Source organism: Paracoccus nototheniae (assembly GCF_004335005.1).
Classification (GTDB): Bacteria; Pseudomonadota; Alphaproteobacteria; order Rhodobacterales; family Rhodobacteraceae; genus Paracoccus; species Paracoccus nototheniae.
Window position 1 is genome coordinate 48,937 of record NZ_RQRT01000007.1, and the last position, 21,575, is coordinate 70,511.

A 21,575-nucleotide genomic window follows, 5' to 3' on the forward strand; every position below is an offset into this window, starting at 1 on the left:
CGAAGACTGTCAAGGAATTCGGCTTTTAGGCGAGGGTAAGGTTCAATTCGCCTAGACTGAGGGTGCTGCAAAGCATGCACCCGAAGAATGCCCTCAGAGGCCCTCAGAAGGCCGACAGAGGGGCAAGTCCGTTTTTTAAGCAGGGCGATGAGGGTGACGGGCCGTTAGGGCGCTCAGAGGCCATTACAGAGCCATTTTGGATTAGCGGCCTCCCCGAAGATTGTGCGGATATGGCTGGGGGGGGCATATCCAGCCTTCGCGCCACCGATCTCAATACCTTACCTAATACCTTACCTAATACCTTACCGAATACCTTACCTAACGCATTACCGGATACCTTACCTGTTACATTACTCGATGCATTACCTAAAACAATCTTGCATACCTTACCGGACACCCTATCCATTACATTACGCGACACCTCACCTCTGACCTTACCTAACGCATTGCCGATTGCATTACCTAATGCATCACTCACCGCGTTATCGGTTGCACAACCCCGGGCATCACCTAGTGCATTACCTGCTGCATTACTCCTTACTTTACCTATTGACACAAAGTCTCGCGTGGCACCACAATACAGGCAACAAGGGGCCGTCCTGTCACGGGACCAGACCGACGCAGAGCGATTGAAGGGGCTAACGAATGGCGAATGTGATTGGACTAATGAGCAAGAAAGGCGGCGCTGGAAAATCCACCATCGTCAAACTACTTTCATCTGCGATGGCCCACGCCGGACATAAGTGCCTCGTGATCGACCTTGACCCGAACAAGGACATTCTGACCTGGTGGGCAGTCAGTAAGACCAACAACCTTGCCGAAGATAACTTGATTGTCCGAACTGTCTCTCCGGACAGGGACCTGTTCGATTTGATCGATGAATTTGACGATAAGGTGAAATTCATCATCATCGACACAAAGGGCGAGGGCGTGGATTTCGGTGTCGATCTTGCCAGTGTTGCAGACGTATTGATAATTCCATGCCTCAACGCAAAAGCAGACATCGACAGAACTAAAGAGACTATCAGTTGGCACAAGGATCTGAAGGCTAGAGCGGAAGATCCAAGCAAAATACCCCCGCTTCATGTTGTAATGTCTCGGGTTAATCCGCAGCTATTAACTCATGTGAAGGGAACGCCCAAACCAGTTGGAGTTGGCGCAAGAGAACTTGAAAGACATTATGAAATAATTGACCAACTTAAGCCGCTTGATATTATGGTGCCGGAAAAGCGAATCTACCAAGAAATAGAAGAGCGGGGAACGCTTGGTATGATCATAAAGGAGCACGGAGAGAAAACTGACGGACCGTCAAAATCGAAGCTACGTCAATTTGAAGCTGCCATGGCACTAGCCATCTTGCTTGGAAATTGCATTTTTGAAGAACGCAAAATGAGTGTGACCAATGGCTCGTGAAAGAATAAAAGTCACCCGTCCAGACGCTACGGGCTTCGATGAAGTTATCAGACCGGTCAGGGACCGCTCTGATTTCACAACTCTCAAGATGGACTCCATCGAAGCGTTCGAAAAAAAACGCAAACAGTCGAGCCAAAATCAAGATCCAGCAGTGGCAACGGATAGTGCCGCAGACAAAATAGAAACTGACGCGGGAACCGGACAGGTCCAAGAAATTGCGCCTGGCAGTGCGAGTGATTCCGAGCTTGAAACACGTCCTTCTCAAACAGAAAATAGCTCCAGTAGCGTGAAAGGGGCTAAGACTGACAACATTGCGGCGGCAAGTGTTGAGACAGACGAACTTGTTGAACTCAGCCTGCCGCCACGCCGCAGACCAGATGGATTTATAAATTTATCGCTAAGGCTGCGCGTTCTTACACGCCACGTCGAGGCACTGAAAAAACTTGAAGATAAAGGCGTAGATTTGCTTGAGGTTTTTCGCGCAGCTTATCGCAGCATCCCGCCGGTCAATTTCACTCCCCGCTACGTTCCTCAGGTTGCAGAACCAAGTGGACCGGGCAAGTATTCATATCGCATTGGTCCGCCAGTGCTACAGACAACAATTAAAACCATTGAAGGACAGGTTAGGGGAGGGGCTAATGCTTCTCGGGCCAGCCTTTTGCTAGGTCAGATTGAGCCAGTTTGGTTTGAAAAACTAGACATTACAATAAAGGAATATATGAAATTATGAATCGCCTAAGTTATGCTATCGCGACTTTAATAGCCTTAACTTCGCCTGCCTTCGCGTGGGAACATACGACAGATTTTCGTGGCCTCGAAATTTACGATCACGAGGATGAAGGTATAGAGGTTCAAGTCATCTGTGATCCCCAAGGTGCCTTCATCCCTCCAATCTACTCAGCTCGAATAGACTTTGGACAAAAAGACTATGAAGGCGAAGTCATGCTTCAGTCGGGCGACGCAACATTCACCTTTGAAATGAAACACGGCAGCATCCTGCCCAATGATGAGCCTAGTTGGAAATCGCTAATAGAGGGCCTTCGCAGTGGCTCAAACCTTACGTTGAACGCTGGAGGTCAGACATTGCAGCTTGAGACTGGATCACCGTTTCCGGTGACATGCGGCGCGGAGGTCTAAAAGACTCTCGGACTGCTTACTATTTCGCCTATCTCTCTCCTAACGTCCCTGTCCAAGCTGGATTTGTCCACCCGTGGCCATCTTTCGGTCACGGGCTTGCAGATCACGAGCGGAACGGCCCCCATAGAGCGAAGAGACGTGAGTGAGCTGTGGTCAAATCCATCCTGTAAAGCGGCACCTTTCCCCACGCACCCGCGGCGGCGTAGCCGCCGCCCAAAGCCGCCGTCAGGCGGCGTCTGCGTAAAATGCATAAGGATCATGTGGCGCGGCTTGCCGCGCTGCGATGTAAGGCGAAGCCTCGGGCGGGCGCGCTGGCGGCGAAGCTGCCAGCGCGCCCGCCCGACATTCACCCTGCGCGCCAGGACAGAGGGGCAGGGCAGGGGGGGTCAGCAGACGCCCACAAACCTTTCGCCTCCCCGGCTGTCTATCTCATAGATCAGAACGGGCGATCCGATCCGGGCGGCGCGGCGTCTGCCGCGCCGCTCCGCGTCGGCCAAGGTGGCGCACGGGATAGGCAGGTCGTCCGGGTCGTCGCGGATTTTATAGCTCATAGCGCGATCCCCGGTTTCAAGTTTCCGTCTCGGTCCAGCCAACCGCTTGCCTCCGCGCAACCCATGCAGATGCACGTTCCGGTTCCCCGGACATTGACAGGTGTCAGATAGACCGGGGGATTGGTCGTGCCGCATTTGCGGCACGACAGGTCGGGCAAGGGGCCGCTCACGCAGCCGCCCTTTCTTCCTCGACGCGCTGGCGCTTGGTCAGCAGGTCGGCGGCTTTCTGGGCCTCGCTGGCGGCTTTGAAAATCAGCCGCTTGTCGTCGTTCAACGCGCGCAACCAGCTTTTCAGATATGCGCCGGATTGGGCAAAATCGGGGGTTAGGCCAAGCTGTGCGCAAACCATGCAGTTGCCGATTTCTGCAATCAGTTCCTCGAACGCATAAGCCTTGCGATCGGTAAATCGCGAAAAGCGGTCAAGGCGGGTGCTGTGTCCGGTCCAGTGGCAAGCCTCGTGGGCCAGCGTTCCATAATAGCCTGCCGCATCGTGAAAGGTGGCAATCGGCGGCATGTGGATATGATCTGCGGCAGGGTCATAGTAGGCGCGCGGGTCGTCGCTGGTGCGGATCTCGGCTCCGGTCGCGGCGAAGAAAGCGTCAAGTGACGGGTCGGCTTCGGTGCCAAGGTCGCGGGCGGCCTCGGCGGGGGTGCCGTAGTATTCCGGGGCCAGCCCTTCGATCTGCTCAGCGTTAAACACACTGTAGGATTTCAGATAGGGAATGCGGCGATCCTCGCCGGTGGCCTCGTCTTCACGCTCAAAAGTCCCGTATTTGACAACCGTGGCGCAACGCTCTCCCTTGCGGACCTGTCCGCCTGCCTCTTTTGCTTGGCGATAAGTAAACCAGAACGGGGCGCGATAACCTTTGGCGTCTGCGGCCAGCCACAGCATCAGGACATTGATGCCGGAATAGGGCTCGCCGTTGCTGCGCAACGGAAACGGAGCGCCGCCCTTCTCGCCGGTCCAAGGCTTGCGCCATGCCGGGGTGCCGGACTCGATACTGGCAATGATGCTGTCGGTGACGTGCTGATAAAGATCGAACGCTTTAGCCATCTGGCATCCCTTCTCTTGCGACGGTCCCGCCCGGTCTTTGCGCCGTGGTCGGGTGCCCAAAATGGGCGGGGTTTCTGGCGAGGAAGCGCGAAGCGCGCCCCTCTCCTGAAACCTTGCCTCCCGGCGAGGGCAGGGGGGGACCGCCGCAATGAGAAAATCAAACAGACAAGGGGGTGGTGCGGCCCGCAGCCGAAGGCGAGGACACGGCCCCGCAGGATGTGCAGTATTTTCTTGTTGCGGTGGGGGGCTTGCGGCCCCCTAACGGACAGGCGCGCAGCGCCTGGCCCAACAAAGGCAGGGGGCGTTTGGCTTGTCCAAATCCCCCCTGCGTCGCGATCACCGCGCCTGCGCGGGGATCTCAGTCTTCTTTAAAAGGGCGCTGGTCTGCTGCATCAGCTGCCCCAGACCGCACCCGGTTGCCCACAGGCCCTTGCTCGATCCTTGACGTCTCGCGCGGGCCTGCTCCGGTCCCGCGCCTTCACTCCCAAGGTCGTTCCAGCGCGCGACTGGACAACCGGGTGCGGCCTGCGTCAGCGGTCCCGCCCGTCAGGGACGAGATGGGCGGGGCAGGGCGCCCAGGACCGGTGTGCGGGGGGATGGCTCGGAGAGACATTCAACCGTGCAGCGCAGCCGGGCGCATCGCCCTGACCAGCTCGGGTGGAGGCCGGTGCAGCCGGCCGGAACCGGGGGCGCGGCCCGAAGGGTGACGCCCAAATGCTTGCAACCTAAGCGGTATTATATGATAATATCTTTGATAAAAATATTAAAGGTCACATTATGATTTCTTCATTCCTGAAAGTTCCAGCCTCTTTTATTCAGATGAATGATCGTCCTGAGGACGTTCGGGTTTATCAAGAGCATAAAGCGGCGGTTTCAGCGTTAAATGAGGCCCTAGCTGGCGATTTCACCATAGCTATGTTTCCCTCGATGATTTCAAAGGACGGAAACTTACAGCCCCATGTGGCACAAGCTAGGTCTGACCTTCGGTCAGCGGCGGCATCAGGCAATATATTCGACTTTGGGGTTGTCAATAATCCCGATATTTTGCTTTGGAAGAAAAAGGCATTCGACAATCCGATTTCAGTAATGCCATGGGAAGGTCGATTTGCCGTCTTCCTGATGTCGCATCCCGGTGAGATACCCTATACCCGGTCAGTATCGGTCTATCTTCTCGAAACCCTCAGCAACATGAAACTGAAGCTGAGCGAGTTTGTCTTTCTGAGCGATAGCAAATCCTTCCTCTACTACCAGTCGATGATCGCGAACGTCCCGTTTGGGAAAAATCATTTGGTTGATGTGACCGTCTGGTCCCAAAAACCTTGTCTTGAAAGCGTCGATTCGACGCTTCCGCCCGCGATGATGGGCGTAGCATTTCTGGCTGCGTCAGTCGTTAACGACCAGTCGTAAGGGTCGCTCGGCCCGCCCGATCATCGGGCGGGCCGAGTGCAGCTACTTTCAGGCCAGATGCGCCATCGAAGAGGGCAGGCGTGCCAGCCCCAGAGCCTCGTATTCGTTGGTTACGGGGTCCAGCACAGAAAGCACATTGCCCCGAAGTTCAACGGTCAGAACCTCCGTTTTCTGGCCTGCTCTGTTGAACATCGACAGTATTCCCTCGACCATTTCTCTGGTGATCTCGGCTTTGCAGTGTTGGTTTAAATCGCGTGGTGCAAGCATGGTCACAACCGTCCCAAGGAAATTCTGACAAATTCATACAACCTCTGGTGGATGAGGATAGATGGAAGACCAAAAGTTCAGGCAAAAGTGCAGTTGAACGGTTTTCGTTCGCCTGCGGCTCCGCTTCAGAACCAAAGATGCGGCGCATCTTCCGCTTTTTTATGCCTTGCCGAAGGCGAGGCTCGGCCCGAAGGGCCGGGCCTGGCGCGGGGGTCGCTGAAGGCGGCGGCTGCGCCAGGTCAAATCAGATGCCCGGCGTCGATCAAAAAAGAGGCCCCGCCGAAGCGGGGCCAGTCTAACCTTCGTCGCAGAAGGATGGCGGGGCCGGTCGCTAAAGATCAGCGGCGGCGGAAATCTCGGGGGGCGTTGCGAGGCGCAGGCGCGTGGTGCCCCGGCCTTCAAGCATCGCGGTCATCATCTTGTCCTGAGCATCTTTGAAAGACAGCGGGTCGGTATGAAGATCGGTCCAGACAGTGCTGTCCCAGAAGGTGGCGATATATAGCAGCATCGGCAATTCTCCCGTCAGGGTGGCGGTGGAAGGGGCGGCGCAAGCCGCCCCTTCGTTTCGATCAGAAGCAATCCGGGGTCCAAGCGTCGATGCGGGCCTTCTTTTCAGCATCGAGCTGCCACGCGCGCTGATAGTCGGCATCGCTGAACAGACGCTCCATCCCGGCGGCTTTCTCGGCTTTCTTTTGTGCTTTGAATGCCTTGAAGCCATTGCCCTGTGGATCGCAGCCTGTCAGGTCCAGATGCAGGTTGTCCAGATAATCGGCGCTGACCCGGCTGAAAAAGTTCTCGGCTGTGGGCGTCCAGACCTTGCGGATACCGGCCCCGGCGTCGGCCTCGATCAGCCCGAAGAAATCCGCGCTGCCTGCGCCATAGGGCAGGGTGCGCGCCACGCCCTCGACCAGCGCTGCATTTCGGGCCTTCTTTCCAGCCGCAACAAAGTCGCGGAAGGCTTGGGCCAGATCGTCCACCCGCAGTTCCGGGCGGCTCCATGCCTCATGGCCCGCAGGGGCATGGGTGAGGCGGTCGGATACCTGCAATCCCTCGTCCTTGGTCGGGCGGTTATTCGGACGCCCCGGCGACAGATCAAAGACATTGGTGGTAACGCCCGATGCCAGCGACAGGCCGAAGGCCAGCAGGTCAAAGACCATTTCCGGCTTGTCCAGCAAGGCCGTCTGAATCGCCGCCAGCCGCACGGCTTTCATGTCGTCCACCAATGCCCCGGAATAAGGCGACTTGGGCGCTTCCTCGATGCTGCCCCCGCCGTGGCGGGTGGCGGCGTGGCCGGTCAGAACCCCTGCCTCGATGGCGTCCGCCCTGTCCTCGGCCCGGACCCATGCGGCGGTTTCACCCACGGTGCCGTCATTGCGAACATAGATATAGACCCCCGCGACGGCGCGCTGTGCATCGGTATAGCCGCCGTCCATGATCGCCGTCAGGTTGGCCAATTCGGCTTGGCCCGCCTCGTCCAGAACGTCGCCCTCGGCCAGTTCCGCCAGTTCGTCGTAACGCTCTGCCTGTTCCTCCGTCAGGACGCCCGGCACGGGATAGATGCGGTCCAGCTTCTCGGTCGTCCCATAAGGGATATAGCTGTCGGCCATCACCTCGACCCACTTCCAACCCTGCCCGACATTCGCGGCTTCTTCGGCCAGCTTGTCGCTGAACAGGCGGGCCAGCAGGTCGCCATCGTGCAGGGCAATGTTATCGCTGAACAGGTCGCGGTTCATCCGCCCGCCCGCTGCCTCGTAAGCGTCCAGACCAACGAACAGGGCGCGGCGATCGGTGCCGCTGATCGCCTCGGGCTGCAAAGCCTGCTTGATACGGTGTTCCGAAACGTCGCGGCCCGTCACCTCGGCCAGAACCTGCAAGGTCAGGGCCTCGTCCTGGGACACGGTAAAGGCTTTTGCCATGCCAATGCTGATCTGCCCCGCCTTCAAGGCGTCCAGAACCGGGGCGGGCAGAGCCGCCAGCGCAAGGCGGCGATAGACATGGGCCTCTGTCTTGCCAAAGCTTCGGGCGATGCTGGACACGTCCGCGCCTGCATCCTTCATCCGGCCATAGGCGCGGATTTCGTCAGCGGGTGCCAAGTCCTCGCGGGCTGCATTCTCTGCACTGGCCCATGCCCGCGCGGTGGCTTCGTCGGGGGCAAGCCGGACGGGGATAGAGGCCAGTTCCGGGTGCTTCGCGGTGACGGTCGGATCACGCTCGACGGCGCGGGCAATTGCGCGCAGCCTGCGGCCTCCGGCGACGATCCCAACGCGGCCTTCGGCATCGACGGTGCCGGACAGGTTCTGGATCAGCCCGATCATGGCAAGGCTGTCTGCCAGCAGGTCGATCCCCTCTGGGTCGGCATCCTGACGCGGGTTCAGATCGGACACATAAAGATCGGCCAGCGGGAAATACTGGATCATGGCGGCGGCGATGATTTCGTTTTTCATGGTGGTATTCCTCTTTGCGACGGTTATGGTTATTGGTGCCTTGCCCCCTGTGAGGGGAGGGCAAGGCGAGAGGTCTTAAATGACCCCGTGCTGGTTCAGGAAGCGGCGTCCAATTCCAAAGGTGTCGCCCTTCCTGACAAGCGCCCATGCTTCCGCGAGGCGCTGTTCAAAGATTGCTTTGCTCATTTCTTCACCCCCTTTCCGGTTGATGCTGCGGGAAGCATCGGCCTGCTAACGGAGCGCAGCAGGCCGATCTCTGGTCAGTGTTCGGACGGCAGATAGAGCGTCAGAACACGGCGCGTCTGGTCGGGGTCGGTTGCGCACTCGGGCATCGTTGCGCCGTAGGTGTAGGCGGTGTCGTAAAGGTCGATCTTCCAGAAAATCGCCACGCCATCGGCCTCGACGCGACCAAAGGAATGATCCTCCCAAGGGTCGTTTTCCTCGGTCCAGTCCTTGAAGTTGATAACCTTCTCCATCAGGGCCGATTTGGTCGCCACCGGCAGGGCCACGAAACCCTGCGTGACGACAGCGCGGCCTTTAAGGTGATGGTCACGCCACAGGGCTGCAAAGCCCAAGCAGCGACGGAAGGCATCGTTCTGTTCTGCGATCAGCAGCCGCAGCATGTGGTCGCGCGCCTGTTCGGCGGCGGTGTCGGTTTGGGTTGCTTTAGCCATTTGGCATTCCTTCTCTTGCGACGGTCCCGCCCGGTCTTTGCGCCGTGGTCGGGTGCCCAAAATGGGCGGGGTTTCTGGCGAGGAAGCGCGAAGCGCGCCCCTCTCCTGAAACCTTGCCTCCCGGCGAGGGCAGGGGGGGACCGCCGCAATGAGAAAATCAAACGGACAAGGGGGTGGTGCGGCCCGCAGCCGAAGGCGAGGACACGGCCCCGCAGGACGTGCAGTATTTTCTTGTTGCGGTGGGGGGCTTGCGGCCCCCTAATGGACGCGCCCTAGCGCGGCCCAACAAAGGCAGGGGGCGTTTGGCTTGTCCAAATCCCCCCTGCATCGCGATCACCGCGCCTGCGCGGGGATCTCAGTCTTCTTTAAGAGGGCGCTGGTCTGCTGCATCAGCTGCCCCAGACCGCACCCGGTTGCCCACAGGCCCTTGCTCGATCCTTGACGTCTCGCGCGGGCCCGCTCCGGTCCCGCGCCTTCACTCCCAAGGTCGTTCCAGCGCGCGACTGGACAACCGGGTGCGGCCTGCGTCAGCGGTCCCGCCCGTCAGGGACGAGATGGGCAGGGCAGGGCGCCCAGGACCGGTGTGCGGGGGGATGGCTCGGGACGAGACATTCAACCGTGCAGCGCAGCCGGGCGCATCGCCCTGACCAGCTCGGGTGGAGGCCGGTGCAGCCGGCCGGAACCGGGGGCGCGGCCCGAAGGGTGACGCCCAGATCAGCTATTGAAAGAAAGCGGAAATCTGCATCAGCAGTCCAAGGCCAGTGATCAGAGCAACCGTCACCCAGAAACCACCGCTGGATTTTTCATTACCACCGGTCACGCCGTCAGTCGCTTGGCACTGAAAAACCCTGACCGCTCCGCACACTTCGCAAGGGGTCGAAAATTCAGATGATGTAGAGCAAAATTGGCAGCAGTATTTCATAGTTAATATCTTCCTCCGAATACCGTAGCGACTATGAAAAAGCCAAAACTTGGCTCATTTCGCTACTCTGTTCAGCCCCTTATTAAATCTTTCTGTTCAGTATCAACGTGACACGTTCCTAAGCCTCGACCAACCAAGACGGACGATGACTTGCATTGGTATATCCCTGATAGTATATCAAGTTATACCTCACAAGGATAGACCCATGACGATGCTCATCAAAGGCGATGAAATCGATGATCTGGTGGCAAAATATTGCGCCATAACAGGGCTTAGGAACAAGAGCGAAGCGGTCCGACAGGCTCTTGCTGCGCAGATTGCCGCCCTTTCTGCCAAGGAAAGTCTCGCAGAGCGCATTGCAGCGATCCAGAGCCGCGCAGCGGCATCTGGCATCGTGGCCGATGGCCGCGATGACAAGGCGTTCATGGATGCCATGTGGGGAGAAGACTGATGTTCGTCGACGCAAGCGCGCTGGTTGCGGTGCTGAAAAACGAACCTGAAGCGCCTGCCTTGATGAAGGCGATGGAGGCGGCGCGTGGAAAGCTGCGCGTGTCGCCTATGGTGCGATTGGAAACCACGCTCGCCATTGTCCGGACACGCCGGGACGCGCGGAGCGCGGGCCCGGCGACAGCTGAAGACTTCCAGATCGCTACCGATCTGGTCAATGACCTGCTCGATGCGATCCAGGCGCAAGAAATGATGATCTCATCCAGCATGGGCCGCGCAGCCGTAGAGGCGCTTGCGACCTATGGCAAGCTGGTCGGGCATCCGGCGCAGCTGAACATGGGGGATGCGCTCTCCTATGCTTGTGCGAAGTCGCACCACGTGCCACTTCTCTACAAGGGCGCAGATTTCTCACACACAGATCTTGCATAGCAATGAGATTGCCAAAAACTGGATCGCCTCAAGTCGTCTTCAAAGCTCTGGGAGCGTATAGATGAAACCCTATGTGATCACCTTTGACGGCGATTTTTTGGCCACCCAGACACTCAGAAACGATGGTGAGGGCCTTGTTAAAGATTCGCGCGAAGCGATGCGCTTTGAAACGGATTTGGATGCCGAAATCTATATTGAGAACAACCGCGAGAAACTGGATAAAATCGGCAAAAATCCTACACCAATTTGGGCAATGCCAACGGGGCACGTCCATCATTAGAAAAGCTACGTCTGCTATGCGGACCTTCCGGTCATTCGCCGCAATTGCAAGCCTCCCGCAGATGCCGACCTGGAGATCGGCAAATAGGGTGGTATGCTGCCTAACGGCAGTGCAGCATAGCAGCTGCGGCATGAGCCTGAAGCGGACACTCATACCACGACTCGGTTAGTGCCACCGACGACGCAGAGGGCAGGTCACTGCAGATCCTCGCTCCGCGGATATTCGCTAGCGCAGCCCATGTTTAGCCTTAGCCCACTCGAGCCACGAACCTTCCGAAAATCAGCTATCGGAAACGTAGCGGCCTCTTTACGACGGGTACCGAGGACAAGCTGATCGGTGGACGGTCTTTGCCAATAATCCTGAGAACAGCCCGATCATGATGGAACTTAAGAAACTCTTGCGCTATTGCTTTGTCTGCAAAGTGGGTAGAAATTTGAGCATCTGCGGAAGCCGTGAGCGTGCCGGGCGGCACAATCTCTCCCCAACCCTTCACCTTGCGAAACTCCTTCACAATTATACCAAAGGGCGGATGTGCGTGACTTAGTTGCGCCTCGGTATATCCGACAAGATTCTCTGTAATGTCGCACGCGATTAAGCCGTCCGGCCCCGCGAAATGGTCAAATTGCCTCTGTTTCATCGCCAATAAGTCACGTGACACCGCGTTGTGGCATGCTACCGAGAATTCCTCCGCATCGCTCTTAGGGCGGCCTGCGACTGCCTGCACGTAACTGAAGTCTGTTGGAGTATCGTCGACGCGAATGACCCAGAACCCAGGGCTCGACCATCCATCGCCCTTATTCATCCGCCGCTCAAACCGCTTAATGCCGGGACCTATCTTCGATGAGCCGTCGGAAACGAGCGAATCAAATCGTTCAAGCAGCGCAGAGAGATCGCTGTGGTCCTGATAGTCCGATATTTGATCTCCGTCGCTATAGCGTGCTAGCATTTCCCGAAAATGCTGTTCAGCAGCCTTCTTACTCTTAAATAGCTGCCCGTTCGTTAGCTCGACCGGTTTTGCCATCTACTCCTCCCTTAAAATCGCTCTCGATAGTACTTTTTCACGAATTTCTCGAACCACAATGGACGGGAGACTAAGGGCATCCAACCGTTCGCGTCGATCAACGACCCATTGGATGCAGGCTGCCTCATCCAGCTGATCCAGAGCGACAATCTCATATAAAGCTACTGCGCCTATGCGTGACATGCCAAGCTCCATTAAGGAGCGCAGGGTAATGGTACTGACGCCAAATTCCAGTGCAACGCCGATATCGAGGTCTTGGTCGATAAGGTCTTCCCGGCCTATAGTATGTAGGTGCTGGTTCAGTACGTCGACATAGGCCGAAAAATAACGCGGTGCGAGAAAACGGGCAGTCCCTTCGATCATCTCAAGCGTGCTTCGGATAACACTGGCCGTATCAACCTCGCCGTCGCGCCGTTGGAGATACTCCAGTCGCTTACGGATAATCGTCGGCAGGGAGAAGCCCTTTAGCCATTGCAGCACCGTCAGAGCGTGAAGCGGAATCAAGGTCTTCGGCACAAATACGGTCAAGACATTGTCGTTGATCCGTTCCATCATGTTCGAGAAACGCTGATACGCGTCGTCGCTTTCCGAAGGTGCAGCCAGCAGATCTTCCGGCGATCCACCGTAAGCCCGGAAGTAGGCCAGCAGGGTTTGCAGCCCGATCAAGCTGACTCCAGGATTTCTAGCGCCGATGTCGGCAGCGAGGTCAAGGCCATCGGTCGCTTTCGCGAGTGCCTGCTCTAGCCGTTGCACGTTTGCAGGAGACTGGCGCTTTGCCCATGGCGCATCTGTCAGTGACCGGTCGCGGACATAGGCGGTCGCGAGATAAGCGCTTACCTGTTCAAAGGCGCGGACCTGATCAGGATCGAGGTCAACGCCCAAGGGGCGCTGTTCTATATAGGCAGTGAGTTCGTCGAGCTTCGACAGCGCAGTATCGGTTTCTCTCCGGATAGGATATCGGGTGCGTTGGGGAACGCCCGACGGCCAAGCTTTTGGGTCCGATGCGTCGATGCATATGATATTGCCTTGAAATTCATCGCCCCATCTGCCCGCTCTGCCGGCAAGGTTCCAGAAATCCTGCGGCTCCATCGGCGTCTTCTTTCCCTTGCGGGGTCCGCGAACCACGATCGTTCTGCAGGAGAGGTTAACGCCCTCGATGAGTGTGGATGTACAAACCAAGAATTTCAGCTTTCCTGTCTTGAACAGGCGCTCAACTTCTAGGCGGATCAACGAGGGCATGTTTCCATAGTGGAAAGCGACCCCGACCTCCACCAATGGACCAAGGCTATAGCTTCGATGTACACATTTCCGGGCCAAATCTGAAAGGTCAGCTAGTTCCTGGTCGATCTCTTTCGCTTTCGGCAGTAGCTGACTGATGAGCTCGGCGACATGTTCAGCTTCCGCTGCTCCATTGGTGTAAACCAGCGTGCCGCCCCGCTCACCGATCGCTGCTGCAATGAAGGCGAGCCTCTTTGACAGTGAACCCGGCTTACTCGCAAGTGTCAGGGTCCCGAGAGGCAGATACTCCTCATTGTGCCGGAACTTCAGCGCCCATTTGAGAGGCTTTGCCGGGACCTGATGCGCGACCACGATGTTTTGCAACACGGTCGCCACATCACTGTCGATTGCTATGGTCGGCGTGGTCTCCGGCGCGTCCTCGAGCAGCACTTCAGGATTTTGCGTGGCCGGGCTTACAAACGTGACACGCATTTCGGGGCTTGATCGGAGAAGTCGCTCGATAGCGTCCTGAAGGATGACGCCGCGCTGCGGATCACCAATCTTGTGCGCCTCATCCACAACGACGAGATCGATATCGATGCGCTCATGCAAAAGGTTAGCTAGAAGATGTAATCGCTCTTGAGTGAAGACAAACACGCATCGCCTACCGGATTTCGCCGCAGCGGCATATTTCTGTGCTGAGGGCAGCGACGAAATCTCGATGTCGAGCCCGGACTGCACGGCAACCTCTGCCAGTGACGATTCGATCTCCGAGACGAGGGCGCGTGTCGGTGCGAGATAGACTGCCCGCTTAATCTTTTCTGTCGCGATGCAATCTACAAGCCATTTCAACACGAGGAAGGTCTTGCCGGATGCAGTGGGAGCAGAGGCGGACAGCCAAGCCCTCTCCTGACCAGCAGCGCGCCAAAATTCGAGCTGAAACTCGTTAACCTGCAAGCGCTCTCCCGTCGCCTCTAGAAGAATGGAATTCTCAAGTTGCTTGCGCTGTTCCTCAATCCGAAGCGCGACACCCAGCCTCGCTTCCAGATCGGGCTTCAATCGCCCGCGCTTTTCAGCAAGTGCCACCGAACGGCGATTTGAAAGCTTGTCGAATAGCACCGCGGCTGCATCGCGGATCGGGTCTGTCGTCGGTAGCAGCATTGCGCCGGTGGCTATACGCAGACTTGCCTCGCGATGCAGGCGCTTCTTTGAACGTGCAAGGATGCTCGCACCTAAGAGGAGGCGGGGCCAATCGAACTTGATTTCCGCTAACGTGGGTTCCTGGGCAACGTTGTCTAATTCTAAGAGTGCGGTGACCATGCCGAGCTGCTGCAACTCGCCCCGCAATGATGTGTCGTAAAGCCAATCCTGGAGTTCTGTCTCAGACATCAACGCCCCATCGCGTCAAGGAACGCTTCTCTGAATTTATCGACGGATGGAAGCGGCAGACAGAGGAAGTGGATATCGAGATGCTGAAGCTTTTCCTCGGTCAGCCTTCGACCGACCGATGCGGACCATCCCTCAAGTCCCTTTTTCGCGGCAGTTACCAGATCGTCCAACACACCCGGCCCATCATCGGCAGGATAAAATTCGGCATTGAAGCCGACCAACGCTACGCCGCAATACTCCACCCTGTTCGACATGGGCGAGCTTGTGTCGAAGAAGCGACGGAAGGCTGCTGACAATTCCGGATCGCCAAGATCTGCCTTGTCGCTCAAAAGCACTAGATCTCGCTCCCTTGACGAACCGATATGATCTTCTTCAATTAAAAATGGCGCCAGTGAGCTGAGGCAGTCCCGGATCGCATCAGTCGGATCCTTGTAGACTTTGGATTCTCCCCAGAAAAGTTTTAGCTTACCGTCGTCGGAGACCGATGCGTAGACGCCGTCTGCACCGTGATAGTGCATGCGACTGTCGGTCTTGAGGTCCATCTTGCAGAGAACATGTGGGATGCCCAAGAAACGTTCCGCCAGAAGGAACAGAAGCATTTCCCCGCCTTCCCCGGTCTTGGCGAGGTCGGTGAACACAGCTCTTGCTTTTTCATGGAGAGCTGCGACGGCCGATGTGGATCGGAACTTGGCATCACGCCGCCTCGCTTCTTCAATGCGAGTACGTGGAATTGCATAATCAGCAGCGGCGTGGCGCATGAATTCAGCCAACCGCTTTATCTTGATTTTGCCGTTTCCATCGGTCGTCAAGCAATGGCAATAAACTGTGACCTTGTGGCCATCGATCACGATATCGCGTTCGACGAGATGTAAGTGAACACTCAACTCGTCCGGATCGCCCGACAAAATCGCGTCGAGCTCTGCACCGGTGATCTCTGCCATGTCGCCGCATTCCCAAATAATCGATTGCAATCATATTGCGAACCAGACCCCCGCACTGCAAGTCTGAGGAGATGAAAGAACACTGCTATCCTTGTGAATCATGCGGCACGACAGGAGCCCGGTTGGTTTTTTCGCTGATCGACGCAGGTAGCACAATCGCCCGACGCGCGGAGCCTTCATCTCGCGAAGCGGGGCTGGCGATTACGGTGGTCACTGCCAGCCCTTCCTCACGGTAGATGCAATAGACTTGGCTGATGCTGGAAAGCTCTCCCTCGCGGCGCATTTCTGCGTAGAGCCGCCGATAGCAGCACTGCTGCCGCTCGTTGGCCACCCCCGCGTGTTTTGCTACTTTACCCCTCGAAGGACGGCTTTAGAGAGTGCGGCAACGCAGCATCCTGTCCGCGCAACTGGCGGCTTTGGGCCGCGCAGTTCATGCTGTGCCTGCATTCGTTGCACACTGCACGAAGGGCGGCTTCGCAGCTCAAACCAGACGGTGGCGAAGGCATGCCCTGCCGACTAGATCGGTTCTTCAATCAGCTTCAGTGCACCGTCTGGCAGCGGACGTTGTAGTTCGGGCGCTGCGATCCCACCAAGCCAAGCGTCCCATTCCTCCGGCTTCGTCAGGATAACGGGCATGGCCTTGGGATGGATCTCGCCTACCTCTGCATTGGGTGGGCTGGTGAGAAAGGCGAACAGATCGTCTGTCGTTTCCCCGTCCTTCACTTTGCGAACTGATTTCCAGCCGCGTGTCTCGATCCCGGCAAAGAAGATCGGCTTGTCATCCACCGGCGCGAACCACTGGAAACCTTTGCCCTTGCCTCTTGGCTCCGAAAAGCTCGTCAGCGGCACCAAACAACGATGATCGCGGCCAAGCCAGCGGCGCCAGTGCGGCGAAGACAGGTTGCGAATGTTGGTGACGCCCGGATCACGTTCGGTCTTTAAGACACTGCGCGGTGATGGCATTCCCCATCGCGCCTTGACCAGCTCTGGGCCATCCTCGCCGTTGCGAATGATCGGCGCCCATTGGTCAGGATAAACCCGGCTAGGTTCGAGATTACCCGCTTGGTCGTTCAGGCCCTTGAACAGCCGTCGCATGGCCTCCTGGGGCATGGTGGCGCTGTAAAGGTTGCACATGCACTCGCCTTTCGAGATGACGGGCCTCATTTGAGGGCCCAGCCTATTTTGGGTCAAGCTAAACCACCGCCCCCGCTGCCACCATTTTGCATGAACCTGCCTAGAGTTGGATAATCGGAAGCTCGCTGATCCTTGTGGTGTATCGAGGCGATCGATGATCGGCTTTTGTCACCCATGACCGGCTGACGCCTTCCCGCGCCAACACCATCGTCTTCTTTCCAAAGCGGTCATTGATCGCATCGAGCGCGTCCGTCAGGCGCGCATCGCGCGGTCGATCCGGGGGGAACAGCATGACGGGCTGGTCGGCCTCGGCCAGCAGGTCATCAAGGATGATCCCGGCCTTGGTATAACCATAGCCATTTCCGGACGTGTCGCCCTTCCACCCCCGCCGCGCAGCGGCCACCGCGGCGTCCACCAGATCGAACGTATGGTTCGACATGGGCCGCAGGCGAATGCTGCGGGATGCGGAATGGCGCGGCCTGTCAGGCTTGTGCGGATTGGTGTGGTAGAAAACCGTCATCGTGCCAGCCACCAAACCATGCTTGCGCAGCTTCTCGGCGGCGCGGGTGGCGTGGGCGGCGATGGCCTGAGCCAGCACGTCGAAGCTGGTCATGGGCGTTCCCGCAGAGCGGGTAACGGCCATGCCTTTGCGCTGCGGCGGCACGTCTTCAAAATCAATACAGGAAACGCCCCGCAGCTCGGCCACCAGCCGTTCCAGAACGACAGTGCCGATCTTGCGCCCAAGGGCCAAAGGCAGGTCGCGCAGCTCGGCAGCAGAGTTTATCCCTTGAGCCTTCAGCTTGGCCTCGGTCGCGGACCCGACGCCCCAGATTTCCCCGATGGGAATGCGGCGCATCACATAGTCCCGCACGTCCTGGTCCATCAGGTTGCAGACCCCGGAAAATATCGGGTTCTTTTTTGCGGCGTAGTTCGCCAGCTTGGCAAGCGTCTTGGTGGGCGCGATGCCGACGCAGGTTGGGATGCCCGTTTCGGTCCTGACGGCATCCCGCATCCGGGCAGCATAGGCCTCTATGCGATCCCCGAAGCCGCCCAGGTCAACGAACGTCTCGTCTATCGAATACACATCAAGGCGCGGGGAATAGCTGTGCAGGACTTCCACCACGCGGCGGCTGAGGTCGCCATAGAGGGTATAGTTCGAGGATAGCGCCTTGACCCCATGTCGCTTCATCAGATCCCGCATTTTGAAAACAGGTTCGCCCATCTTGATCCCAAGGGCTTTGGCTTCGCTGTTACGCGGAATTGACGGAGGACAAGTTATGCACCTCCTGTCACCATGGCAGGGTGAGGTGAGGTCATGTCACAGCAGACAGATATACAGATTGAAAGCTGGATCGCGCTACAACGCGATCTTGGAAAAGCGCCGAACACTGTTGCCGCCTATGAACGGGGAGTGCGCGATTTTGCAGCATTCTGCTGCATGAAGGGTATCGATCTTTTTGCTGCGCGAAAGGGTACGATTGCCGCGTATCTTCATCACCTATGCGCCCGCCCCCCGGGGGGCGGGCGCATAGGTGATGAAGGCCGCTCGCTCACACGGTCAACAATGATGGCAAATGCCTCATTGCGGCACAGACTGACAATTATACGGCTGTTCTACGATCATCTCATGGAGGAGGGGATGCGCAGTACAAATCCTGTACCGCGAGGCCGCAGGGGATCCATTGATGGAGCTCGCCATCAGGCCACACGTGGCATGGTAGCGGTTCACCGATCACTTCCCTGGATTCCTTCTGAGGAGCAGTGGCGAACGGTACTCGACGCGGCGCGGATCGAGCCGATCCGCAACCGCCTCATGCTGGCACTCGCCTATGACTGCGCGCTACGGCGCGAGGAGCTATGCGCGCTGGAAACGTCAGATATAGACCCGGCGCAGAGACTGATAACAATCCGCGCTGAAACAACAAAGACGAAGGCTGGTCGCGTCGTCCCTTACTCTGCCGTCACCGGGGAGTTGCTTGCCGTATATCTCGGCGAACGTCGTGCTTTAAGCCGCGCAAGAGGGCCGCTCTTTCTGTCGACGTCTCCGCGAAACCGCACGATGCCAATTAGCAAATGGACGTGGTCCAAGGTCGTTCGTGCCTTGGGCATTCGGGCGGGCGAGCCGAAGCTAGGCACTCACACGATGCGGCATCTGTGCTTGACCGATCTGGCTAGGGTAGGGTGGGACATACATGAGATTGCCCGCTTTGCTGGCCACCGGAGTGTGCAGACGACGCTGCTTTACATCCACCTCAGTGCGCGTGACTTGTCAGCCAAGTTCGCTGCCACCGCCGCAGAATTACACCAAGCGCGCCTCGCCTCCATCGCGGAGGTGTCAAAATGAGCATGCGTACCAACGGCCTTGCACCAGCAAGTAGTAAGTTCTGGGAGATTTTACTGCCAATCGACCGATCGCCTGTGCTGTCAGAGCGTGAGGACAGTGCCCTAGATGTTTTGGAGCGCCTGTTTACTCAGCCCCATGGCCAACGGTCAAAAACTGTCAACTCTGATCTTCGACGACTTTTACTGCCTCTCGAAGCGGCCCTCGACAATATGAAAGCAGCCGCCGCTCCAAGAAACTCGGCAATCCGCGTCATGACACAGGAACTCATCGAGCGGCGGTGGGCATACTGGGCATGGTCGCAGGATGAGTGGACGGACGTACTGTGCGCGACCGAAGGCAATTTCCATAAGCGCAACGGGTGTCATGGAAATTGCCGCCAGTACGTTATGGCACTCGCCTACTGCCTTGGGCGCTTCGACCGTCTGGAAGACGTTGGGACCTTTTTCCAGTACCGTTTGGCGCTCAAAGTGTTCGGCCGCAGGGAGGTCGATGCCGCAGGTGAGCGAGTACGAGATGAGATGCGCTCTGTCGGCTTACGGGCCAAGGTTCCTCGCGGCATAAAGCCTGCTCTATACTCTGCTTTGCTCTACCAGAGGTCAGGCTGCCTTGAGGACATCACGGTCAAAACGTTGCGTCGTGTAGCGTCAAGTGAAGTAGAAAGTATGCGCTCCGGCGCCGCCGCCCTATCACGGATTTTGGAGCGGTTGGGAACAATCGAACAGAGTTTTTGTCTTCGCCAAGGTGAACGCAGACGTCCTATTGGGGAGCGAAGGGCAATCGAAGACGTCCCTCACGAGTGGCTGAGCTGGTGTGATCGCTGGCGGGCGACTGCAATCGCCGCTCCCTCGTCCATAACCAGCATTTACTACGGTGTTCTCAAGTGTGGCCGTTGGCTTGGTGACCAGCATCCGGAAATTCTGTCGCCAACCCAATGGGATCGATCACTTGCGCTCGAATATGCTGCGGCTGTCATGAAGATGCAGATAGGTGACTGGTCAACGCCTGTCGGTGCCGCTGCCCGTCGTACTGGTGACCCCATGAAACCAGCTGCGATCGCATCACACCTTCGATGCGTGCGCGCCTTTTTCAATAATCTTCAGGAATGGGAGTGGATTGTGCCTCGGTTCGCCCCCGCACAAACGCTTGTACCGTCTCGTGCCATACTGGCAAAAATCGGCCCGGCACCGCGAATTATTGCAGACGATATTTGGGCCAAGCTGATCTGGGCTGCCCTCAACCTGACAGAAAGCGATCTCCGGGACCGCTCAAAACGAGAGGGCTGGGCAGATCAGCCTCTACGATATCCCCTTGCCATGGTGCGGGCGGTGGCGATTTTATGGCTGTTTGGTGGCCTTCGGCGCGATGAAATTTACCGCATGCGCGTCAGTGCAATTCGCTGGACACCCGCCTTGGACAGCGAGAACACGTCCCGGACCTGCCTCCTAGACGTGCCGGTCAACAAGACAAGTCGCGCCTTTACCAAGCCAGTGGATCCGATCGTCGGGATGACCATCGAGGGATGGGAGGGGGAACGGCTGCCCCACCCGCAGTCTGTCGACGTTAAAACCGGCGAGCGGGTCGACTGGCTCTTCGTTCACAAAGGTCGCCGGATGGCAGCCGCTTATATCAACTGTTCGCTTATTCCACTTCTTTGCGCCAAAGGAGGTGTCCCAGAAACAGATGCTCGCGGACGGATCACTAGCCACCGTGCTCGAGCAACAATCGCAACGCAGCTCTTCAACGCCAAGGAGCCGCTGTCGCTGTTCGAGCTGCAAGCTTGGCTTGGGCACAAATCACCGCAAGCAACACAATATTACGCTGCAGTCACGCCTACAAAGTTGGCACGCTCATTTGACCGCGCTGGCTACTTCGAGCGGAACGTACGTACGATCGAAGTTCTGATCGATCAGGCGGCGCGGCGGGAAAGCGGTAATGGGCCGGAGGAGCCCTGGCAGTATTACGATCTTGGGCACGGTTACTGCACCTACGACTTCTTTGACCAATGTGCGCACCGCATGGCATGCGCCAAATGCTCGTTCTATGAACCGAAAGCATCAGGGCGCATGCAGGCATTAGAAGCGCAGGGTAACCTCAAACGGATGCGCCAGGAAATTCCGCTGACTGATACCGAGAGAGAGGCGGTAGATGACGGGGAGAGGCTAATGGCCAACCTCGCCGCCGGTCTCGAACGCGTACCGACTCCCGATGGGCGTATGCCCCAGCAGATTGAAGCAGAAAGCGATGAAAATCCTTGCGTTTGCCCCTGAACCTTATGGCCAGTCAGGTGCACATAGACCCGCGGTCTTTAGTGACACGCAATAGCTCGACACATTTGATATGCGATACCGTGCGGGCGGTGATTTACTCATGCTGGCCGTTTGAACGCATGGGTTTACGTTGAGGATCCCCGTTGAACATTATGGGCTTGGTTTTGGCGCCATATTAACCAGTGCAATCTTCCTTACCGCGATCATCGTGCTCGTCATCCGTATGTCATTTGATC

At 57.5% G+C, this 21,575-nt stretch carries 19 protein-coding genes; 8 read left to right on the plus strand and 11 right to left on the minus strand.

Annotated features, from left to right (window positions below):
• Nucleotides 1-645 precede the first annotated feature (645 nt).
• Together EG885_RS05325 and EG885_RS05330 are read left to right on the plus strand one after the other, a co-directional pair.
• On the plus strand, nucleotides 646-1,413 hold the full coding sequence (locus EG885_RS05325; protein WP_131573443.1) for a ParA family protein: 768 nt from the start codon (nucleotides 646-648) through the stop codon (nucleotides 1,411-1,413).
• Nucleotides 1,403-2,143 (plus strand): hypothetical protein, encoded by a 741-nt coding sequence (locus tag EG885_RS05330; protein ID WP_131573444.1) that lies wholly within the window; start codon nucleotides 1,403-1,405, stop codon nucleotides 2,141-2,143. The genes EG885_RS05325 and EG885_RS05330 overlap by 11 nt, the downstream gene beginning before the upstream one ends.
• Before the next feature lie 793 nt (nucleotides 2,144-2,936).
• Here EG885_RS05330 and EG885_RS22650 read toward each other — a convergent pair.
• On the minus strand, nucleotides 2,937-3,101 hold the full coding sequence (locus EG885_RS22650; protein ID WP_165571043.1) for a hypothetical protein: 165 nt from the start codon (nucleotides 3,099-3,101) through the stop codon (nucleotides 2,937-2,939).
• Between the two features lie 166 nt (nucleotides 3,102-3,267).
• Nucleotides 3,268-4,155 (minus strand): ArdC family protein, encoded by an 888-nt coding sequence (locus EG885_RS05335; protein ID WP_131573445.1) that lies wholly within the window; start codon nucleotides 4,153-4,155, stop codon nucleotides 3,268-3,270.
• Nucleotides 4,156-4,932: 777 nt separating this feature from the next.
• Between EG885_RS05335 and EG885_RS05340 the strand changes: the two genes are divergently transcribed.
• Nucleotides 4,933-5,562, plus strand: coding sequence for a hypothetical protein (locus tag EG885_RS05340; protein WP_131573446.1), 630 nt, complete (start codon nucleotides 4,933-4,935; stop codon nucleotides 5,560-5,562).
• A 48-nt stretch (nucleotides 5,563-5,610) separates the two neighbouring features.
• Here the strand turns inward: EG885_RS05340 and EG885_RS22655 are convergent, their stop codons facing one another.
• From EG885_RS22655 to EG885_RS05355, 4 genes are all read right to left on the minus strand, one after another.
• Nucleotides 5,611-5,754 carry a hypothetical protein gene (locus EG885_RS22655; protein WP_165571044.1) on the minus strand — a complete coding sequence of 48 codons (144 nt, stop codon included), beginning with the start codon at nucleotides 5,752-5,754 and terminating at the stop codon, nucleotides 5,611-5,613.
• Between the two features lie 406 nt (nucleotides 5,755-6,160).
• Entirely contained in the window at nucleotides 6,161-6,337 is a 177-nt protein-coding gene (locus EG885_RS22660; protein WP_165571045.1) for a hypothetical protein, read from the minus strand.
• A gap of 61 nt (nucleotides 6,338-6,398) precedes the next feature.
• Entirely contained in the window at nucleotides 6,399-8,273 is a 1,875-nt protein-coding gene (locus tag EG885_RS05350) for a ParB/RepB/Spo0J family partition protein (protein ID WP_131573448.1), read from the minus strand.
• A gap of 260 nt (nucleotides 8,274-8,533) precedes the next feature.
• On the minus strand, nucleotides 8,534-8,947 hold the full coding sequence (locus EG885_RS05355) for a DUF3768 domain-containing protein (RefSeq protein WP_131573449.1): 414 nt from the start codon (nucleotides 8,945-8,947) through the stop codon (nucleotides 8,534-8,536).
• A gap of 1,127 nt (nucleotides 8,948-10,074) precedes the next feature.
• On the opposite strand from EG885_RS05355, the gene EG885_RS22665 reads away from it, so the two are divergent.
• From EG885_RS22665 to EG885_RS05370, 3 genes are all read left to right on the plus strand, one after another.
• Nucleotides 10,075-10,320 (plus strand): type II toxin-antitoxin system VapB family antitoxin, encoded by a 246-nt coding sequence (locus EG885_RS22665; RefSeq protein ID WP_165571046.1) that lies wholly within the window; start codon nucleotides 10,075-10,077, stop codon nucleotides 10,318-10,320.
• Entirely contained in the window at nucleotides 10,320-10,745 is a 426-nt protein-coding gene (locus tag EG885_RS05365) for a type II toxin-antitoxin system VapC family toxin (protein ID WP_131573451.1), read from the plus strand. The genes EG885_RS22665 and EG885_RS05365 overlap by 1 nt, the downstream gene beginning before the upstream one ends.
• 61 nt (nucleotides 10,746-10,806) lie before the next feature.
• Nucleotides 10,807-11,025 carry a hypothetical protein gene (locus EG885_RS05370; RefSeq protein ID WP_131573452.1) on the plus strand — a complete coding sequence of 73 codons (219 nt, stop codon included), beginning with the start codon at nucleotides 10,807-10,809 and terminating at the stop codon, nucleotides 11,023-11,025.
• A 283-nt stretch (nucleotides 11,026-11,308) separates the two neighbouring features.
• Here the strand turns inward: EG885_RS05370 and EG885_RS05375 are convergent, their stop codons facing one another.
• From EG885_RS05375 to EG885_RS05395, 5 genes are all read right to left on the minus strand, one after another.
• Nucleotides 11,309-12,046: a DCL family protein gene (locus EG885_RS05375; protein ID WP_131573453.1), complete on the minus strand. Its 738-nt coding sequence runs from the start codon at nucleotides 12,044-12,046 to the stop codon at nucleotides 11,309-11,311.
• Complete coding sequence (locus EG885_RS05380) at nucleotides 12,047-14,653, minus strand: DEAD/DEAH box helicase (protein ID WP_131573454.1); 2,607 nt, start codon at nucleotides 14,651-14,653, stop codon at nucleotides 12,047-12,049.
• The gene (locus EG885_RS05385; RefSeq protein ID WP_131573455.1) at nucleotides 14,653-15,594 is read right to left on the minus strand and encodes a HamA C-terminal domain-containing protein; all 942 of its coding nucleotides are present in this window, start codon (nucleotides 15,592-15,594) and stop codon (nucleotides 14,653-14,655) included. Before EG885_RS05385 ends, EG885_RS05380 begins: the two co-directional genes overlap by 1 nt.
• Nucleotides 15,595-16,110: 516 nt before the next feature.
• Complete coding sequence (locus EG885_RS05390; RefSeq protein ID WP_131573456.1) at nucleotides 16,111-16,728, minus strand: SOS response-associated peptidase; 618 nt, start codon at nucleotides 16,726-16,728, stop codon at nucleotides 16,111-16,113.
• Between the two features lie 100 nt (nucleotides 16,729-16,828).
• Complete coding sequence (locus EG885_RS05395; RefSeq protein WP_341352752.1) at nucleotides 16,829-18,007, minus strand: Y-family DNA polymerase; 1,179 nt, start codon at nucleotides 18,005-18,007, stop codon at nucleotides 16,829-16,831.
• A 36-nt stretch (nucleotides 18,008-18,043) separates the two neighbouring features.
• Here EG885_RS05395 and EG885_RS05400 point away from each other — a divergent pair, with 36 nt between their 5' ends.
• The gene (locus EG885_RS05400) at nucleotides 18,044-19,072 is read left to right on the plus strand and encodes a tyrosine-type recombinase/integrase (RefSeq protein ID WP_131573458.1); all 1,029 of its coding nucleotides are present in this window, start codon (nucleotides 18,044-18,046) and stop codon (nucleotides 19,070-19,072) included.
• A complete protein-coding gene (locus EG885_RS05405) occupies nucleotides 19,069-21,339 on the plus strand; it encodes a tyrosine-type recombinase/integrase (RefSeq protein WP_131573459.1) in 2,271 nt (756 codons plus the stop codon). The genes EG885_RS05400 and EG885_RS05405 overlap by 4 nt, the downstream gene beginning before the upstream one ends.
• The last annotated feature ends 236 nt before the right edge of the window (nucleotides 21,340-21,575 follow it).

Excerpts from the sequence above, each read along its gene's own strand:
- EG885_RS05365 (WP_131573451.1), top strand. The coding sequence starts at position 10,320 with ATGTTCGTCGACGCAAGCGCGCTGGTTGCGGTGCTGAAAAACGAACCT.
- EG885_RS05350 (WP_131573448.1), bottom strand. The coding sequence starts at position 8,273 with ATGAAAAACGAAATCATCGCCGCCGCCATGATCCAGTATTTCCCGCTG.
- EG885_RS05380 (WP_131573454.1), bottom strand. The coding sequence starts at position 14,653 with ATGTCTGAGACAGAACTCCAGGATTGGCTTTACGACACATCATTGCGG.
- EG885_RS22655 (WP_165571044.1), bottom strand. The coding sequence starts at position 5,754 with ATGTTCAACAGAGCAGGCCAGAAAACGGAGGTTCTGACCGTTGAACTT.
- EG885_RS22660 (WP_165571045.1), bottom strand. The coding sequence starts at position 6,337 with ATGCTGCTATATATCGCCACCTTCTGGGACAGCACTGTCTGGACCGAT.
- EG885_RS05375 (WP_131573453.1), bottom strand. The coding sequence starts at position 12,046 with ATGGCAAAACCGGTCGAGCTAACGAACGGGCAGCTATTTAAGAGTAAG.
- EG885_RS05335 (WP_131573445.1), bottom strand. The coding sequence starts at position 4,155 with ATGGCTAAAGCGTTCGATCTTTATCAGCACGTCACCGACAGCATCATT.
- EG885_RS05385 (WP_131573455.1), bottom strand. The coding sequence starts at position 15,594 with ATGGCAGAGATCACCGGTGCAGAGCTCGACGCGATTTTGTCGGGCGAT.
- EG885_RS22665 (WP_165571046.1), top strand. The coding sequence starts at position 10,075 with ATGACGATGCTCATCAAAGGCGATGAAATCGATGATCTGGTGGCAAAA.
- EG885_RS22650 (WP_165571043.1), bottom strand. The coding sequence starts at position 3,101 with ATGAGCTATAAAATCCGCGACGACCCGGACGACCTGCCTATCCCGTGC.
- EG885_RS05370 (WP_131573452.1), top strand. The coding sequence starts at position 10,807 with ATGAAACCCTATGTGATCACCTTTGACGGCGATTTTTTGGCCACCCAG.
- EG885_RS05325 (WP_131573443.1), top strand. The coding sequence starts at position 646 with ATGGCGAATGTGATTGGACTAATGAGCAAGAAAGGCGGCGCTGGAAAA.
- EG885_RS05330 (WP_131573444.1), top strand. The coding sequence starts at position 1,403 with ATGGCTCGTGAAAGAATAAAAGTCACCCGTCCAGACGCTACGGGCTTC.
- EG885_RS05405 (WP_131573459.1), top strand. The coding sequence starts at position 19,069 with ATGAGCATGCGTACCAACGGCCTTGCACCAGCAAGTAGTAAGTTCTGG.
- EG885_RS05400 (WP_131573458.1), top strand. The coding sequence starts at position 18,044 with ATGTCACAGCAGACAGATATACAGATTGAAAGCTGGATCGCGCTACAA.
- EG885_RS05390 (WP_131573456.1), bottom strand. The coding sequence starts at position 16,728 with ATGTGCAACCTTTACAGCGCCACCATGCCCCAGGAGGCCATGCGACGG.
- EG885_RS05340 (WP_131573446.1), top strand. The coding sequence starts at position 4,933 with ATGATTTCTTCATTCCTGAAAGTTCCAGCCTCTTTTATTCAGATGAAT.
- EG885_RS05355 (WP_131573449.1), bottom strand. The coding sequence starts at position 8,947 with ATGGCTAAAGCAACCCAAACCGACACCGCCGCCGAACAGGCGCGCGAC.